General features: G+C 38.3%; 17 protein-coding genes. All 17 read left to right on the top strand.

All coding sequences use genetic code 11. The features are described 5' to 3' along the window. Positions 1-267 precede the first annotated feature (267 nt). The 17 genes from FA047_RS05730 (at position 268) to FA047_RS05650 (ending at position 17,228) form a co-directional block, all read left to right on the top strand. Positions 268-1,155, top strand: coding sequence for a MerR family transcriptional regulator (locus FA047_RS05730; RefSeq protein ID WP_136834996.1), 888 nt, complete (start codon positions 268-270; stop codon positions 1,153-1,155). Between the two features lies 1 nt (position 1,156). After that, the gene (locus tag FA047_RS05725) at positions 1,157-2,659 is read left to right on the top strand and encodes a phytoene desaturase family protein (RefSeq protein ID WP_136834995.1); all 1,503 of its coding nucleotides are present in this window, start codon (positions 1,157-1,159) and stop codon (positions 2,657-2,659) included. A 2-nt stretch (positions 2,660-2,661) separates the two neighbouring features. Beyond that, positions 2,662-3,498 (top strand): phytoene/squalene synthase family protein, encoded by an 837-nt coding sequence (locus FA047_RS05720; protein ID WP_136834994.1) that lies wholly within the window; start codon positions 2,662-2,664, stop codon positions 3,496-3,498. Continuing rightward, on the top strand, positions 3,495-3,992 hold the full coding sequence (locus tag FA047_RS05715) for a hypothetical protein (protein WP_136834993.1): 498 nt from the start codon (positions 3,495-3,497) through the stop codon (positions 3,990-3,992). Before FA047_RS05720 ends, FA047_RS05715 begins: the two co-directional genes overlap by 4 nt. Before the next feature lie 2 nt (positions 3,993-3,994). Then, positions 3,995-4,516, top strand: coding sequence for an isopentenyl-diphosphate Delta-isomerase (idi, locus tag FA047_RS05710; protein WP_136834992.1), 522 nt, complete (start codon positions 3,995-3,997; stop codon positions 4,514-4,516). Further along, positions 4,500-4,994, top strand: a complete 495-nt coding sequence (locus FA047_RS05705; protein ID WP_225872642.1) for a sterol desaturase family protein — start codon at positions 4,500-4,502, stop codon at positions 4,992-4,994. The genes idi and FA047_RS05705 overlap by 17 nt, the downstream gene beginning before the upstream one ends. Beyond that, positions 4,991-5,689 (top strand): lycopene cyclase domain-containing protein, encoded by a 699-nt coding sequence (locus tag FA047_RS05700; protein WP_136834991.1) that lies wholly within the window; start codon positions 4,991-4,993, stop codon positions 5,687-5,689. Before FA047_RS05705 ends, FA047_RS05700 begins: the two co-directional genes overlap by 4 nt. 57 nt (positions 5,690-5,746) lie before the next feature. Then, positions 5,747-6,217: a DUF6438 domain-containing protein gene (locus tag FA047_RS05695; RefSeq protein WP_136834990.1), complete on the top strand. Its 471-nt coding sequence runs from the start codon at positions 5,747-5,749 to the stop codon at positions 6,215-6,217. 122 nt (positions 6,218-6,339) lie between these two features. Then, positions 6,340-8,553 carry a beta-N-acetylhexosaminidase gene (locus tag FA047_RS05690; RefSeq protein ID WP_136834989.1) on the top strand — a complete coding sequence of 738 codons (2,214 nt, stop codon included), beginning with the start codon at positions 6,340-6,342 and terminating at the stop codon, positions 8,551-8,553. Between the two features lie 9 nt (positions 8,554-8,562). Further along, complete coding sequence (locus FA047_RS05685) at positions 8,563-9,357, top strand: HipA family kinase (RefSeq protein ID WP_136834988.1); 795 nt, start codon at positions 8,563-8,565, stop codon at positions 9,355-9,357. Then, positions 9,335-9,718 carry a DUF3037 domain-containing protein gene (locus FA047_RS05680; RefSeq protein WP_136834987.1) on the top strand — a complete coding sequence of 128 codons (384 nt, stop codon included), beginning with the start codon at positions 9,335-9,337 and terminating at the stop codon, positions 9,716-9,718. The genes FA047_RS05685 and FA047_RS05680 overlap by 23 nt, the downstream gene beginning before the upstream one ends. A gap of 65 nt (positions 9,719-9,783) precedes the next feature. Beyond that, a complete protein-coding gene (gene epsC / locus FA047_RS05675; RefSeq protein ID WP_136834986.1) occupies positions 9,784-10,596 on the top strand; it encodes a serine O-acetyltransferase EpsC in 813 nt (270 codons plus the stop codon). A 1-nt stretch (position 10,597) separates the two neighbouring features. Then, positions 10,598-11,470 (top strand): cysteine synthase CysM, encoded by an 873-nt coding sequence (gene cysM / locus FA047_RS05670; RefSeq protein ID WP_136834985.1) that lies wholly within the window; start codon positions 10,598-10,600, stop codon positions 11,468-11,470. A 128-nt stretch (positions 11,471-11,598) separates the two neighbouring features. Then, entirely contained in the window at positions 11,599-13,092 is a 1,494-nt protein-coding gene (locus tag FA047_RS05665) for a tagaturonate reductase (protein WP_136834984.1), read from the top strand. Positions 13,093-13,133: 41 nt separating this feature from the next. After that, a complete protein-coding gene (locus FA047_RS05660; protein WP_136834983.1) occupies positions 13,134-14,507 on the top strand; it encodes an MFS transporter in 1,374 nt (457 codons plus the stop codon). 343 nt (positions 14,508-14,850) lie between these two features. Next, the gene (locus FA047_RS05655; protein ID WP_136834982.1) at positions 14,851-16,182 is read left to right on the top strand and encodes an alpha-L-fucosidase; all 1,332 of its coding nucleotides are present in this window, start codon (positions 14,851-14,853) and stop codon (positions 16,180-16,182) included. After that, positions 16,179-17,228, top strand: a complete 1,050-nt coding sequence (locus tag FA047_RS05650; protein ID WP_136834981.1) for an SGNH/GDSL hydrolase family protein — start codon at positions 16,179-16,181, stop codon at positions 17,226-17,228. The genes FA047_RS05655 and FA047_RS05650 overlap by 4 nt, the downstream gene beginning before the upstream one ends. Positions 17,229-17,249 lie beyond the last annotated feature (21 nt).

Here is a 17,249-nt window from a genome sequence, read left to right as displayed (position 1 = left end):
AAACTTTTTCGCTATGCGATGTTATAATTGGTTAATCAACTATTAATCAAATGAACAAATAAAGTCATTAAAATTAATCTTAAACCTTAGCGCAAACGTTTGATTAATAGTTTAATAGCTTGTTTTATAGATTGTTTATGTAAAATTTTTAAGGTTATTTATATAGGATGTTCGGAATTTCAACAAAGAATATTTAAAATTTTAGATAGTTATAAAACATTAATCAATATGTTTGTTTAGATTTATAAAAATAAATTTAGACAAATAATGAAGTACTCCATATCCGATCTTGAACAACTTTCAGGAGTGCAGACTCATACCATTCGCATCTGGGAACGCAGGTACCATGCTTTAGAGCCTATGCGTTCTGCGGGGAACACCAGGTTTTACGATGATAACCAATTGCGTAGATTATTGAATATCGTGGGGCTTAGTCAAACAGGTCTAAAGATATCCCAGGTGTGTGCTTTATCTGACCAGGAAATGGATAAACTCCTTAGTAATGAGATGGATCAGCAAATCTCAAAGGATGCTCATTTTGAATATTACATCACTCAGCTACTCAACTTCGGATTGCTTTATAATGAATATGATTTTGATATGCTGATTTCAGAGTGTTTAAGTATTCATGGAATGGCAGTTACTTATAAAAATATAATTTATCCTTTGTTGGTGAGGTTGGGGCTGATGTGGAGAAGAGATCACATTTGTCCTGCCCAGGAACACTTTATATCTAATATCCTCAAGCAGAAGCTATATAAGGCTATAGATGGGTTGCCAATAAAGCCTAATGCAAACTCTTCCTGGCTTTTATTTCTCCCTGAAGATGAAGGTCATGACATTGGTCTACTTTATGCCAGTTACGTATTGAAAGCCGAGGGTCAGCGTGTGATCTTTTTGGGGGGAAGGGTTCCTCTGGATTCTGTAAAGGATGCTATGCACAACAATGGAATAGACCATATATTATTATTTATGGTCAGGTCCCGGCCTTTAAATGAGGCCAACGAATATTTAAATGAACTCAGCAATTTGTATAAAATGACAAGAATACATATTGCAGGAAACTATAAGTTGATCAGTGAGTTGGAGCTGGCATCTAATATAGGTTGGTTTAAATCCATCGAAGAATTTGAACAAATTATAAAAGCAGCGTAACATGTCAATTGAAATCAATGATCAAAAATCTGATTTTGCGGTAATAGGGGCTGGATTCGCCGGTATTAGTGCGGCGGCTTATTTAGCTAAAAGCGGCTTTAAGGTTGATGTGTATGAGAAGAATTCCACGGTAGGTGGTCGGGCAAGGCAATTGGTTACAGATAATGGGTATGCCTTTGATATGGGCCCCAGCTGGTATTGGATGCCCGATGTATTCGAAAAATTCTTTAATGACTTTGGCTATAAAGCCAGTGATTTTTATGAACTGGAGCTTTTGAATCCTGGATTCTCTGTCGTATATGGTCAGGACGATGTACTTGATATTCCTGCTGATTTCAATGAACTGTGTTTGCTTTTCGAGTCGATTGAAAAGGGGAGTTCAAAACAGTTGATTGAATTTCTAAAAGGGGCTGAGTTTAAATACAAAGTAGGAATAGATAAATTGGTTTACAAACCAGGCCTTTCAATACTTGAATTTGTAGATACAGAGCTGATAAAAGGAATGTTTAGACTACAGGTCTTTACATCCTTTAGTAAACATATTAGAAAATACTTTAGCCATCCAAAGCTGATTGCTTTGATGGAATTTCCAGTCCTTTTTTTAGGAGCCATGCCCAAGGACACACCGGCATTGTACAGTTTGATGAACTATGCAGGTTTGAAGCTGGGGACCTGGTATCCGAAAGGTGGTTTCGGAGCTGTGATAGCTGCTATGAAAACCGTAGCAGAAAAACAAGGAGCAGTATTTTATTTAAATGAACCTGTAGTCAGCCTTCAGATCGAAAAGAAGAAAATAATAGGATTGGCCTCTGCAAATAGAGAAAAGAAATATGACGGGATAATCGCTGCTGCAGATTATCACCATGTAGAGGATAAGCTTCTTGGAGATGACTATCGCAACTATACAGCACATTATTGGGATAATAGGATATTGGCGCCATCTTGTTTGATATTTTACCTGGGGGTCAGGAAAAGAGTAGATCGTCTGAACCATCATACATTATTTTTTGATGAAGACCTTGATCAACATGCTATAGAAATATATGAAGAACCACAATGGCCTTCCAAACCATTATTTTACGTTTGCTGTCCGTCTAAGACCGATCCAGACGTAGCTCCAGAAGGTCATGAAAACCTATTTGTGTTGATGCCTCTTGCTGTAAATGTGGAAGACACAGTGGAGTTGCGCGAGCGCTATTTCGGTCTCATCATGAACAGGCTGGAACAATATACCGGTAACGATATCCGATCTGATCTGGACTATAAAAAGAGCTATTGTGTAGCCGATTTTATTACAGATTATAACTCCTATAAAGGCAATGCTTATGGATTAGCAAATACATTACTGCAAACTGCAAATCTAAAGCCATCACTTAAAAATAAAAAGATTGGCAATCTGTTTTATGCCGGGCAGCTTACTGTTCCCGGCCCTGGAGTACCTCCGTCTATTATTTCGGGAAATGTAGCGGCCAGACAATTGATAAAGAACCTAAAAACTACCTAGATATGAAAGAGTTATTTGACAAGTTATCTGCAGATTGCAGCAGGATTACGACCAAGCGGTACAGTACCAGCTTTTCATTGGGAATATATTTCTTAAATAAGAAACTACGCAATCCTATTTATTCGATTTATGGATTTGTAAGATTAGCAGATGAAATTGTTGATAGTTTTCATGACTTTGATAAGGCCTTTCTTTTAAATAAATTTAAAAACGATTGCTTTGAATCAATAGAGCAGGGAATTAGTTTGAATCCTGTATTGAACTCTTTTCAGCAAGTGGTAAATGTTTATAATATTGAGAAAGAACTTATAGATTTGTTTCTGCAAAGTATGAAGATGGATTTAGAACAAAATAAATATACTCCTGAAAAATACGATCAGTATATTTTGGGTTCAGCTCAGGTGGTAGGATTGATGTGTCTCAGGGTGTTTACCGAAGGTGATGAAAAGCTCTATGTACAATTAAAAGATTCGGCTATGAAGTTGGGTTCTGCCTTTCAAAAGGTAAATTTTCTTAGAGACGTAAAAGTCGATTATAGTACCCTGAGCCGCACTTATTTTCCTAATGTAGATCTTGAAAAGTTTTCTAATTTGGAAAAAAAACTAATAGAACAGGATATTGAAAACGAATTTAAAGAGGCTCTTTTAGGAATTAAGCAGTTGCCATCATCGTCAAGAAACGGCGTATACCTTGCCTATATCTACTATAAAGAGTTGTTCAACAAGATTAAAAATACAACTGCAGAAAAAGTAATGTCTAAAAGAATCAGAATATCAAATAGCCACAAGTTTGGTCTGATGTGTGATTCAATTATTCGCTTTAGAATGAATGCACTATGAGAATCATATTCTGTTTGATATTATGTTTAATAAGTGGTTATAGTGGTTTGTCTGAACCAAAGGTAACGGAGTTGAGAAACCTGTTTTACGAATCAGAGTCGGATAAATCAGCATGGGCGAAATTTGTTAAATTAGTAGAGTCTGTAAATACTAAATCAAGCCCATTATTAGTTTGTTATAAAGGAGTCTCAGAGATGATGGGTGCAAAGTATACTGTAAATCCGGTTAGTAAATTAAGGAAATTTAAAAAAGGTAAATTCTTTATAGAGGAAGCAGTGAAAAGAGAACCAGCAAATATTGAAATCAGGTTTCTTAGGTTTTCGATTCAGACAAATCTACCAACCTTTCTGGGATACAATGATCAAATTAAAGAAGACAAGCTGATGCTGCTCAATAATTTGAGTAAAATAAGAGACAAAAATCTTAAAACTAATATTGCAACATATCTTTCCTCATCTAAATATTGCACTGAAGAGGAAAAGAAAAAATTATAGAAATGACTGAACACGTAATACTTGTAGATGTTAAGGATAAGGAAATTGGTACAATGCCTAAACTGGAAGCCCATCTTGAGGGTAAACTTCACCGCGCATTTTCTATTTTCATTTTCAATGCCGATGGTGAATTGTTATTGCAGCAACGCGCATTCGATAAGTATCACTCAGGAGGGAAGTGGACAAATAGTTGCTGTAGTCACCCAAGACCGGGGGAAGCAACTATTGACGCTGCAAACAGACGGCTTATAGAGGAGATGGGCATGACCGCTGAATTGCGTCATGTATTCAGCTTTACCTACAGAGCGGATTTAATGGACGGCATTTCTGAATATGAATTTGATCATGTATTTTTTGGAATCAGTGAAGAACTTCCTGTGATAAATGTCGAAGAAGTGGCGGAATATAAATATATGGGAATGGAAGCTTTGTCAGAAGAGTTAGATACCTATCCCGAGAAATACACTGCCTGGCTAAGGATCTGTTTTGCCAGGGTGATGGATAATTATGAACAAATATTTTAATGCTATGGAGGTATCATTGATTAACTTTTTGATTGTACTTGGAACTTTCATTGCAATGGAAGGAGTTGCCTGGTTTACCCATAAATACATTATGCATGGCTTATTATGGGTATTACATAGAGATCACCATCATAAGGATCACGATAGTTTTTTGGAACGAAATGATTTCTTCTTTCTAATTTTTGCAATACCAGGCATTGTCTGTCTGGCTTTGGGATCTTTTTATGGTAATAATGCTGCATTTTGGATAGGTATAGGAATCACAGTATATGGTGCAGCATATTTTTTTGTCCACGACATATTCATTCATCAACGGTTTAAAGTTTTTAGAAATGCAGATCATTGGTATTTCAGGGCAATTAGGAGAGCTCATAAAATGCACCATAAGCACGTAAACAAAGAACACGGTGAATGTTTTGGAATGCTTTGGGTGCCTTTAAAATACTTTCTGGAAACAAGAAAAACCAACAAGGTATGAAGTACACTTATCTGCTAATTGATTTCTTTACAATCATAGTTCCCTTTATATTTTCTTTCCACCCAAAATTGAATTTTTATAAAACCTGGAAAGCTTTTTTTCCGGCGGTAATTTTAACCGGGCTCATTTTTATTATATGGGATGTCTATTTCACCTCAATAGGCGTGTGGGGATTCAATGAACAATATTTAATTGGTTCCAGGCTATTGAATTTGCCAATCGAGGAGATTTTGTTTTTTTTCTGCATTCCCTATGCCTGTGTTTTTACCTATCACTGTTTGGATATTTTCATCAAACACACACTAACCAAAAAGATAGAAAGCATATTTACGGTAATGCTTATCATCTGCCTGATTCTAGGCGGCTTAATGTCTCATGATAATATTTACACCACGGTTACTTTTTTCGGTTTATCGGCGATATTGCTTATTGCGAAATACATCCTGAAGATTAGCTGGTTGGCTAAGTTTTACATCATTTATACTGTGTTATTGTTCCCTTTTATAATTGTAAACGGTCTACTTACAGGTACTGGTTTAGAAAATCCTGTTGTTTGGTACAATGAAGCAGAGATACTGGGATTTAGGATTCTTACAATTCCGATAGAAGATGTTTTTTATGGTATGGGATTAATATTTATTAACTTATTGCTTTACAAATATTTTATAGCTCTTACCGAGCGAAAATCTATTTAACTCGTAAGTTGTAGCATTTATACCAGATACGTCGTTTAGTTTGAAAAACAAACTAATATGAAAGCCAACCTCCTTAAACTCTCAGTTGCATTACTTTTACTAAGTTTAATTGTTACAGCCTGCAAAAAGGATCAAAAAACACCTGATGATAGTCTGGTCATATCTTACGGCTTAGATGTTGGACTATGTTATGGGTATTGCAACAATAAACTGACTGTCAAAAAAGACCATATTACTTTGAGAAGAACCGATAATAACCCCGCAATTACGGCGAAAGTATGCGAGGGAACAATAAGTGCCGAAGACTGGAACGCTTTAAAAGCATCCATTAATTTAATTCAATTTAGTAAGCTGAACGATACGTACGGATGCCCTGGTTGTACAGATGGAGGAATTAGCTGGGTTGAGATCACGTACAATGGTACCACAAAAAGAGTAACTTTTGACTCCGGAAAAGAACCAGCTAACATGAGCGCATATCTCAATATTCTTCGTCAACATCGGGATTCTTTCAAAGATTGCAACTAATAGCAATTTTGCGCAAACGTTTGTAATCCGAATTTTAAAGGAAACAGACCTATTTACTTCTCAGGTCATAATTTTGAAGTGAATATTTGATTATTATTGTGTTAAACCAATTTTAACTAAAAATGATCAAAACACTCAATTTGATACTTGCAGTTGCTTTATTCTTTATATCATTATCTGCAGCAAATGCACAGATTAATGTAATTCCTCTGCCAGTCAGTCTTAAAGAAACCGCTGCGAGTTTTACCATTACACCTCAAACGAAGATTTTATATGAAAAGGGACTGAAGCAACAGGCAGAACTGCTGGCTTCAGCCTTATCGCCCGCCACAGGATACGACTTTTCAGTCACTGAAAATAAAGTTGCCGCAAAAAATGCAATTGTTTTAAAATTAGACAAGACAATATCCGACAACAAGGAGGCTTATAGTTTGAGTGTAAAGAATGATCAGATTGTGATCACAGGAACCACAGCTGCCGGTGTCTTTTATGCCTCACAGACCTTGCTTCAAATGCTGCCTGTTCAGATATATAGCAAGGAGCGTCAGAAAAAGAGCATTTGGAAAATTAAAGGTGCAGAAATTAAAGACCAGCCACTCTATGAATGGAGAGGAATGATGCTGGATGTAGCCAGGTATTTCTTTACTAAAGATTACGTGCTGAGATTCATAGATATGATGGCCATGTATAAACTGAATGAACTTCATTTACACCTGGTAGATGACGCTGGCTGGCGGATTGAAATCAAAAAATATCCTAAGTTAACCTCTATAGGGGCGTGGCGGGGAGAAGGTGCAAACAGAGTTGGCGGCTATTATACGCAGGAAGATATAAAAGAGATGGTTGCATACGCAGCTGCCAGAAATGTAAACATCATACCGGAAATTGAATTACCAGCCCATACTTTGTCATCTATCGCTGCGTATCCGGAGCTATGTTGCACGGGTGAACAATATACTGTCCAGACACAGCATTCAATCAGCAAGGAATTATACTGCGTAGGAAGGGAATCTACTTTTGATTTTCTGAATGATGTTTTTGCAGAAACATTTGCATTGTTTCCTTCTAAATATATCCATATAGGGGGTGATGAAGCGCAATATGACCGTTGGAAAGTTTGTCCGCATTGCCAGAAGAGAAAAGCTGATCTGGGATTAAAAACTGAGAAAGAGTTGCAGGTTTACTTTAACCAAAGGGTACAAAATATGGTTAAAAAGTACGGTAAAACTATTGTCGGCTGGGATGAGATCATCGAAGATGGATTAAAGGATAAAGCGGTGGGTATGATTTGGCATGACCAGAAAAAAGCTTTTAAAGCTTCAGAAGCCGGGCATTATTCGGTAATGTCACTAACGGGCCACTGTTATTTTGATGTTGCGGAAAGCAATATCCCCGGCGAAATAAAAGCTGCTACATGGTTGCCACCGATTTCTCTGGAGAAGGTATATCAGCTGAATCCTATGTTGAAAGGACTGGATGAAAAGTATCGCCCATTGATATTAGGTGCAAGTGCTACACTGTGGTCAGATCAGTTTATTCATGGAACCGTTTTGCAGGAACTTCCTTTAATTGATGAGAACCGTTCAGAAAAATACTTTGAATATTTGGCCTTCCCACGGATGGCCGCTTTAGCCGAGGTAACCTGGACACCTGCAGCCAGACAAAGTTGGAATGGCTTTGAAAGTCGCATGTCGAGTCATTACAATAGATATAATTATGCCGGATATGGTTACCGTGTGCCACAGCCCAAACTGATCAGTAACGAAAAGCAAGGCGAAGAGTATGTGCTAAAAGTTGCAAACATTGTTGACGGAGCAACCATCAGATATACAACCGATGGAACCAGACCGAATGTTTACTCCGCTGTATACACCCAGCCTGTTAAAGTAGATAAGTTGTCTGATTTTAGTGCCATTACTGTAGTGAACAGAAACGTGTACTCACTGCCATTATATTTTCCGGAGAAATATGAGAAATTCCAGAAGTATGGTCAACTGGTGACCGAATGGAAACCTTCATTGATTAAAGGTAAAGAGTATGCTGCTTTTGAAATGAATGGTTCAGGCAAAATAAATGCAAATGGCGAGTATCAATTGTCATTTTGGTATGTTGGTGGTGATTCAAGGTTAGACATCAAGTCAGTTGAGGTTTATAAAAATGGAATTAAAATAGCTGAAGACATCCACGAAGGTTTTACCGGTGGTCAGCAGGAAAATAATACTTATAAGTTTAAAGTAAACGAATACGAAACTGGTGCTGCTTTTACAATAAAAGCAATCATTCGCGGTGATGTCAGCAACAATTCTAATGGAGTGGTATTTATAAGGAAATTGTAACTTTGAGCTATGAATTATAGTCCACCTGAATTAAGAACAGTTAATGTAACCCGTTATGTTACTCCCTTGCGGGAAGGCGGCTCGATGCCAGCAATAGCAGAGGCAGATGACGAATTTTTATATGTATTAAAGTTCAGAGGTGCAGGTCAGGGCGTCAAGGCGCTTATTGCTGAAATCATAGGCGGAGAGATAGCCAGGGTACTTGGATTTAAGATCCCTGAGATTGTGTTTGCTAATTTGGATGAAGCTTTTGGCCGTACAGAACCAGATGAAGAAATTCAGGATCTGCTAAAAGCAAGTGTAGGACAGAATCTAGCTTTACATTACCTTTCAGGGGCTATTACCTACGATCCAACCGTAACTCAGGTCGACAGTAACCTCGCCTCAAGAATTGTATGGCTGGATTGCTTGCTAACCAATATGGACCGAACTGCGAGAAACACCAATATGCTGATGTGGCATAAAGAGTTGTGGCTTATCGACCATGGAGCTTCGTTATATTTTCATCATTCTATGCAAAACTGGAAAGAAGCAGCTGTGAAGCCATTTGCGATGATAAAAGATCATGTGCTTTTGCCATATGCAACAGAACTGGATGAAGTAGATCCAATATTTAAAAATATACTCACTGATGACGTCATTGACCGTATTGTCAATTTGATTCCTCAGGATTGGTTGAAAGACTATCCTGAAGATCAACCTGAAGAACGTAGAAACATATATTCAGAGTTTTTGAAATCCAGAATCAGCAATTCAGAAATTTTTATTAAAGAAGCACAACATGCAAGAGCGTCACTTATTTGAGTATGCAGTTTTGCGTGTCATGCCACACGTAGAAAGAGAAGAATTCATCAATGTGGGTGTAATTCTGTACTGCGGCAGGCAGCGCTTCCTAAAGGTCGTTTTTCATTTGGATGAAAATAAATTAAAAACATTTTGTGAAAAGCTGGATCTTGATGAGATAGCGGCAAATTTAATGGCTTTCGAGAGGATATGTGAAGGGGGGCGAGCTGGAGGCCCAATAGGGTTGCTGGATATTGCATCACGTTTTAGGTGGCTTACTGCAACACGTAGTACCGTAGTGCAGACATCGAAAGTTCACCCCGGCTTCTGTGATAACCCAGCGGAGAAATTGAACAAGCTATATCAGCAATTGGTTTTATGACCTTAATCTATCTTTTTAATGGGATTTTTTTCATTTCTTTATGCTTTATTAAAAAATAATACAAAATGAACGAGGAGTTTTATCTTCACATCTATACCAAACAAAACCAGATAGAGGCAGTACCATCCAATGAGGAAATAGCACAATGGGCTATTAGTCTGATGAATATATTGTATCCTGAACGTTTTACTTCACCTGATTATTCGATTAATGAAATCAAAAGATTACTAGCAAAGCAGGAAAAGGAGCTCACGAGGATCTTAAATGCTACCAAGGCTTGTGAGCATAATGACAATGAAGTTATTGCCAGAACCTTTTTTGACGGGCTGCCTGAATTGTACCGCAAAATGAATACTGATATCAGCGCAATATTGAATGGTGATCCAGCTGCCAAAAGTGAATTTGAGATCATCAGAAGTTACCCCGGATTTCTTGCTATAGCATTATACAGGATTGCTCACTCCTTACTAAAGGCTGAAATCCCTATTATCCCAAGAATATTGACAGAATATGCGCATTCAGTTACAGGAATAGATATTCATCCGGCAGCCATGATAGGTGAGTATTTGTTTATAGACCATGGAACCGGCATTGTAATTGGTGAGACGACAATAATCGGAAACTATGTGAAATTGTATCAGGGCGTAACTTTAGGGGCTTTAAGCGTAGAGAAATACATGGCCAATACAAAAAGACACCCAACTATAGAGGATCATGTCATTATTTATTCCGGTGCAACAATTTTGGGAGGAGATACTGTAATAGGCAAAGGTTGTATAATCGGAGGTAACGTTTGGCTCACTAAGAGTGTGCCTTCCAACTCCACTGTTTATCATCAGTCGGCCATTAAAGTTATAGAGACCAAACATATAGATTAATATGGGAAATATCGTAGATGCAGTAGGTAACACACCACTGGCAGAAATTCAGAAACTAAATCCTAATCCGGCAGTAAAGATTTTTGCTAAGCTTGAAGGAAACAATCCGGGAGGGAGCGTAAAAGACCGTGCTGCATTAAATATGATTCGTAGTGCCATAAAAAGAGGAGAGGTAACGAATGGCACAAAATTAATAGAAGCTACCAGCGGTAATACCGGTATTGCTTTAGCGATGATTGCGAGTATATACGGAATAGAAATAGAGCTGGTGATGCCGGCTAGCTCAACAAGAGAACGAACACTCACGATGGAAGCATTTGGCGCTAAAGTAACCCTGCTGGAGTCTATAGAGGTCTGTAGAGATTATGCTGAAGAGAAGGGAGTACAGCCAGGATATTTCTTGTTGAATCAATTTGCTAATCCCGACAATTACCTGGCTCACTATAAAAGCACTGGGCCCGAAATATGGAAAGATACAGATCATAAGATTACCCATTTTGTAAGTGCCATGGGTACAACAGGCAGTATCATGGGCAACTCTATGTTTTTAAAAGAAGTAAATCCTGAAATCCAGATTGTAGGATGCCAGCCAACTGAAGAATCATCAATACCGGGTATCAGAAGATGGCCTGAAGCTTATCTTCCAAAAATATTTGATGCGAGCAGGGTAGATAGAGTGATGGATGTATCTCAAAAGGACGCTACTGCAATGGCACGAAGGATGGCCAGGGAAGAAGGCATTTTTGCTGGTATGAGTAGCGGAGGCGCTTTAGCCTGCGCAATTAAACTTGCTGAAGAACTCGAATCGGGACTGATCGTATTTATTGCCTGCGATCGTGGCGACAGGTATTTGAGCAGTGATTTGTTCGGATAAATTGCATATTAATTTTAAAGCTTTAAATTAGCTCCTGCAACGATAACGATTGCGTAAATAATTTCTACAATAACCAATTATTACTAGCAATAATTTATGTAGAATTGTTTTATACAGCATAATTTTATATGATTATATCTAAGTTATTTTTAAAGAATATAAAGAATGAAAACGTTATCATTTCTAATAACCAAGTATTTGATTTGCCGGAAAAAGTCCTTCAGTTTGGTACCGGTGTGCTCTTAAGAGGGCTCACAGACTATTTCATAGACAAAGGGAACAGACAAGGATTGTTTAACGGGAGAGTAGCCGTAGTAAAGTCCACAAGTAAAGGAAGTACCTCTGATTTTGATGAACAGGATAATCTTTACACCATTTGCGTGCGCGGCATTCAGAATGGAAAAAATATCGAAGAGAATATAATTTCTTCCGCTATCAGCCGTGTGCTGGTCGCAGATACCGATTGGAATGAAATCCTTGAAATCGGAAAGAATCCGGAAGTTAAATTGATTGTATCAAATACAACTGAGGTCGGTATTCAACTCGTTAAAGAGAGTATTCAAAACCAAACGCCGGCATCATTTCCTGCAAAGTTGCTGGCTGTGCTTTATGCACGCTATAGATCGCTTGGAGATACAGCAGATGCTGATATTGTAATCATAGCAACGGAGTTGATTCCGGATAATGGTACAAAACTTCATTCCATTGTGCAGGAGCTTGCCACTTACAACGAACTTGAAACTGAATTTAAAGATTGGTTGGCCACACACGCCTTGTTTTGCAATTCACTGGTAGATAGGATTGTTCCAGGAAGGCCAGAAGGGCAGGCATTGGCCAAACTTGAAGACGAACTTGGCTATCAGGATAACCTGTTATTGGTCGCTGAGCCATATCGTTTGTGGGCGATTGAAGGTAATGAACGGGTAGCCCGATTGATTAACGTGGAAGCCACAGACCCAGGTGTGATCATAAAGTCAGACATTGAGATCTACAGAGAATTAAAAGTCAGACTGTTAAACGGCACACATACTTTATCTTGTGGAATAGCACATCTAGCCGGTATAGATACAGTAGCCAAGGGCATGTCAGACACCGCTGTAAGAGCGTATGTTACAAAGGTAATGCACGACGAGATTGCCCCTGCGATCCCATACAATATTCCTGATGGTGAAGCAACAGCATTCGCAAATGAGGTGCTGGACAGATTTGCAAATCCTTACATGGAGCATTTATGGATTAACATCACTTTTCAATACACAATGAAGGTGAAAATCAGGATATTACCAGTGTTATTTCAATATTATAAACAGCATAACAAAGTGCCAAAGCACATTGCATTTGGCTTTGCTGCATTTCTTGTATTTATGAGAACTGCGGAGAAATCGGGAGATCAGTACTATGGGAATTATAAGGGAGATATGTATCCTATAAATGATGATCAGGCTGTATATTTCAGTGAGAAAAGTAAAGTTGAGGATAACCAATATGTGAGCACTGTGTTGTCTGACAAGTTGTTATGGGATGCAGATTTAACGAGCATTGATCACTTTATCGAGACCGTAGAGGAATACTATAATGGAATTTTAAAATACGATATTAAACAAGCACTACTTAGAATATAAGTTAACAACAAAAACACCTAACCAAAAATAAACCAAATACAATGAACGAGAAAAAGGCAACCAATTACAGGTGGACGATCTGTGCTTTACTATTTTTTGCAACCACAGTAAACTATCTTGATCGGCAGGTATTGAGCTTATTAAAACCAAGATTAGAAGAGATTTTCGGATGGAGTAATAGCGATTACGCTAATATCGCATCAGTATTTCAGTTTACTTATGCCATTTCCATGCTATTTGCAGGAAGAATAATAGACAAGCTAGGTACTAAGAGTGGCTATGCATGGGCCATCATTATCTGGTCTATTGGTGCAATCATACATGCGTTTGCAATTCCAATAGGTCAAAGTATTTCTACTATATTAGGCTTTGTTGGTATTACGTCTATATCCATATCCATCGCAGGTTTTATGCTTTCTAGGGCTGTTCTTGGGTTTGGAGAATCCGGTAACTTTCCTGCCGCAATAAAGGCGACTGCAGAATATTTTCCAAAAAAAGAAAGGTCATTTGCTACTGGTATATTCAATTCAGGAACAAACGTTGGAGCGATCCTGGCTCCTTTAACAGTCCCTTTCATTGCAAAGCAATGGGGCTGGGAGGCTGCATTTTTATTAATCGGAGCTGTAGGTTTTCTATGGTTGATATTCTGGTTTAAGTACTATGAGAAACCGGAGGAGCAAAAAAGAATGTCAGCCGAAGAATTGCAGTATATAAATGAAGAAGATGCTGATCAGAATACTAAAGTAAATGAAACCATCCCTGCGACAGAAAAAGTTAAATGGCTAAAATTGCTTACTTACAAACAGACCTGGGCGTTTACAGTTGGTAAGTTTATGACTGATGGAGTATGGTGGTTCTTCCTGTTTTGGCTTCCTGCTTATTTAAAAGATCAGTACGGAATGATCGATACCCAAGTGATGTTGCCACTAATAGTTATTTATAGCATGACAATGTTTGGTAGTATTGGAGGTGGGTATTTTCCAATGTACTTTATTAAAAAAGGATACGGAGCCTATGATGGACGAATGAGAGCTATGTTTGTCATAGCAATTTTCCCTTTGGTCGTATTGGCTGCACAGCCGCTGGGGCATATTACCTTCTGGATACCTATTGTCTTAATTGGCATTGGTGCATCAGCACACCAGGCATGGTCTGCGAATATATTTACAACAGTATCGGATATGTTTCCTAAGAAAGCCATTGGTTCTGTGGTGGGGATAGGTGGAATGGCAGGTGGACTGGGAAGTGTTTTAATCACTAAACTGGGCGGGTCATTATTCGATAAATATAAAGCACTTGGACATATTGAAACAGGTTATACAATCATGTTTACGATATGTGCCCTTGCCTACCTGATCGCTTGGGGTATCATGAAATTGCTTGTACCAAAATACAAACCAATTACCGATCTATAAGGACTCAATATCCTAGGGTCTTAATTTGGTATGGCTTCGCTTTGATAACTTATTGCCTACTGTAGGCCTACATATAGAAGACAGAATTGAACTATCCTTGAGATATCGTTGGACTATCCTTACTATATCCAAAAATAGTCCAACCATAGTTCAACGATAGGTTAACCATACTTCAATTGTATTGTCTACCAGAAGCCATCATGTAGCCATACGGTTACCATTATGATCTTCTCAGTATCTTGAGTTATTTCATGCTAAAATCACTTAATGAAATGACAGTAAAATAGAATTAAGAATTCTGTTTATTACTTTCTTTGTTATAACCAAATGAAATCTGGAAAGTATGAGAAAAATAAATCTATTGTTTGCTGGGTTGCTCATCTTGAGCACTGGTGTTTTTGCCCAAAAGAACTATTTACGGGAAAGTAAACCTAACAAAACAAAACGCATGCAATGGTGGGATGACGCTACCTTTGGTATGTTTATTCATTGGGGTTTGTATGCGGTACCGGCGGGTGAATATAATGGAAAAGGCGGAGGTGCGGAATGGATTATGGAAACCCATAAAATACCGGTATCTGAGTACGAAAAATTTGCTAAGCAATTCAATCCACAGAAATTTAATGCAAGAGAATGGGTTAGGATAGCTAAAAACGCAGGTGCAAAATATATTGTGATTACTTCTAAGCACCATGACGGCTTTAGTATATGGGATAGTAAAGTGACTAATTATGACATTATGGATGCCACGCCCTTTAAAAGAGATATTTTAAAGGAACTTGCAGAAGCCAGTAAAGCGGAAGGAATTCAGTTTGGGTTGTACCATTCGATAATGGACTGGCATCAGCCGGATGCCAAATCCAAAGATTACCGCCATCAGTCAACAGAAAAGCCAGATTTTGCCAAATATCGGGAGGAGTATTTAAAGCCGCAATTGGCTGAGTTGATCAAGAAATACAATCCCTCAATTTTATGGTTTGACGGTGAATGGATACCTGAATGGACGGAGGAGCAAGGCAAAGATTTGTACAACTATCTGAGGAATTTAAAACCATCGTTGGTTATCAATAACCGAGTAGGCAAAGGAAGGGGCGGAATGCAGGGGATGAGTAAATATGAAAATGCTGCCGGCGATTTTGGTACTCCCGAACAAGAAATTCTTAAAACGACATCTCAGGATTATTGGGAAAGCTGCATGACCCTGAATAAGAACTGGGGCTTTGTAAAAAATGATAACGATTGGAAATCAGCTCAGGTTCTGATAGACAACCTGATTGATGTGACTGCTAAAGGGGGAAATTATTTGTTGAATGTAGGTCCGACTGCAGAGGGATTAATTCCTGAACCGAGTGTAGAACGCCTGACTGAAATGGGTAATTGGCTAAAGATCAACAAACAAGCTATCTATGCGACAAAAGCCTTGGCTAATTATAAAGAGGGAGAAAACATAAAATTTACACAAAGTAAGGATGGAAAGCTTGTTTATGCGATTTTTAATAAATCAGAAAATAATGAGATTAGACTTACAAGCATATCTCCAAAGGCTGGATCAAAAATATACCTGCTTGGTTCAACTATATCCCTAACCTGGAAAAAAGACAACGGAGCTACTGTAGTTAACTTGCCCCTGGAATTACCGGGTAAATATGCCTGGACTTTGAAGATTGAACAATGAAATTATTAAGATTGCTGTTTTGTTTGAGCCTGAGCATCGCTTTTAATGCCGATGCTCAGGTAAAAATTATACCATTTCACAATTATGTGAATGTAAGAGGTGGCATAAACCATTCTTATTATACATTTACTATTAAGAAGAAAGCAACGGTAGCTTTTCTAGGTGGATCAATAACTTATAATGAGGGATGGAGAAACAAAGTCTGTAACTATTTAAAAGATCACTATCCGGAAACGAATTTCCGGTTTATAACTGCCGGGATACCATCATTGGGCAGCTTGCCTTATGCTTTCAGACTGAAAAATGATGTTCTTGATTCAGGAAAAATAGACCTCCTGTTTTTAGAAGCGGCTGTTAACGATGAGACAAACGGCACGGACAGTGTGGTTCAGGTTAAAGCTTTGGAAGGTATCATCAGACATGCCAGAAAAAGCAACCCATCTGTAGATATCATCATGATGTCATTTGCTGATCCCGGCAAGACCAGGACCTATGATGAGGGTAAGATACCTACATCTGTAGCAAACCATGAGCTGGTGGCCGCGCATTACCGTTTGCCCTCTATTAATCTTGCCAAAGCTGTGCGGGATAAACTGAAAAATGCTGAGTTTGACTGGATTAAAGATTTTAAGGATTTGCACCCGTCACCATTCGGGCAGGAACTGTATTTTAGTGCAATAAAAGAACTGTTTGCAGAAAGTGAAAAGGTATTTAGGAGGCTGGTAATGGTAAAACGACATTCGAAGCTTCCTAAGCCGCTAAGCCCGAAAAATTTTAGTGAGGGAGATTATTTTGATATAAAGCTTGCCGAATATAATGAAGGATGGAAAATGGATAACAACTGGAATCCGCAAGATCATATTGATACCAGGGCGGGTTTTGTAAATGTACCAGTATTGAGTTCAGTTTCTCTAGGTGCGGTATTGAAGCTAAAATTTAAAGGTACTGCTGTTGGCATGGCCATTTTATCTGGGCCCGATGCAGGGATTGTAAACTATAGGATAGACAATGGTCCGGAAAAACAAGTGGATTTATTTACTCAATAGAGCCCTTCATTACATCTCCCA

This window comes from Pedobacter frigoris, from assembly GCF_005116445.1.
Taxonomy (GTDB): domain Bacteria; phylum Bacteroidota; class Bacteroidia; order Sphingobacteriales; family Sphingobacteriaceae; genus Pedobacter; species Pedobacter frigoris.
Note: the sequence above shows the minus strand (reverse complement) of the source record. Positions and strands in the feature narration are given on the sequence as shown.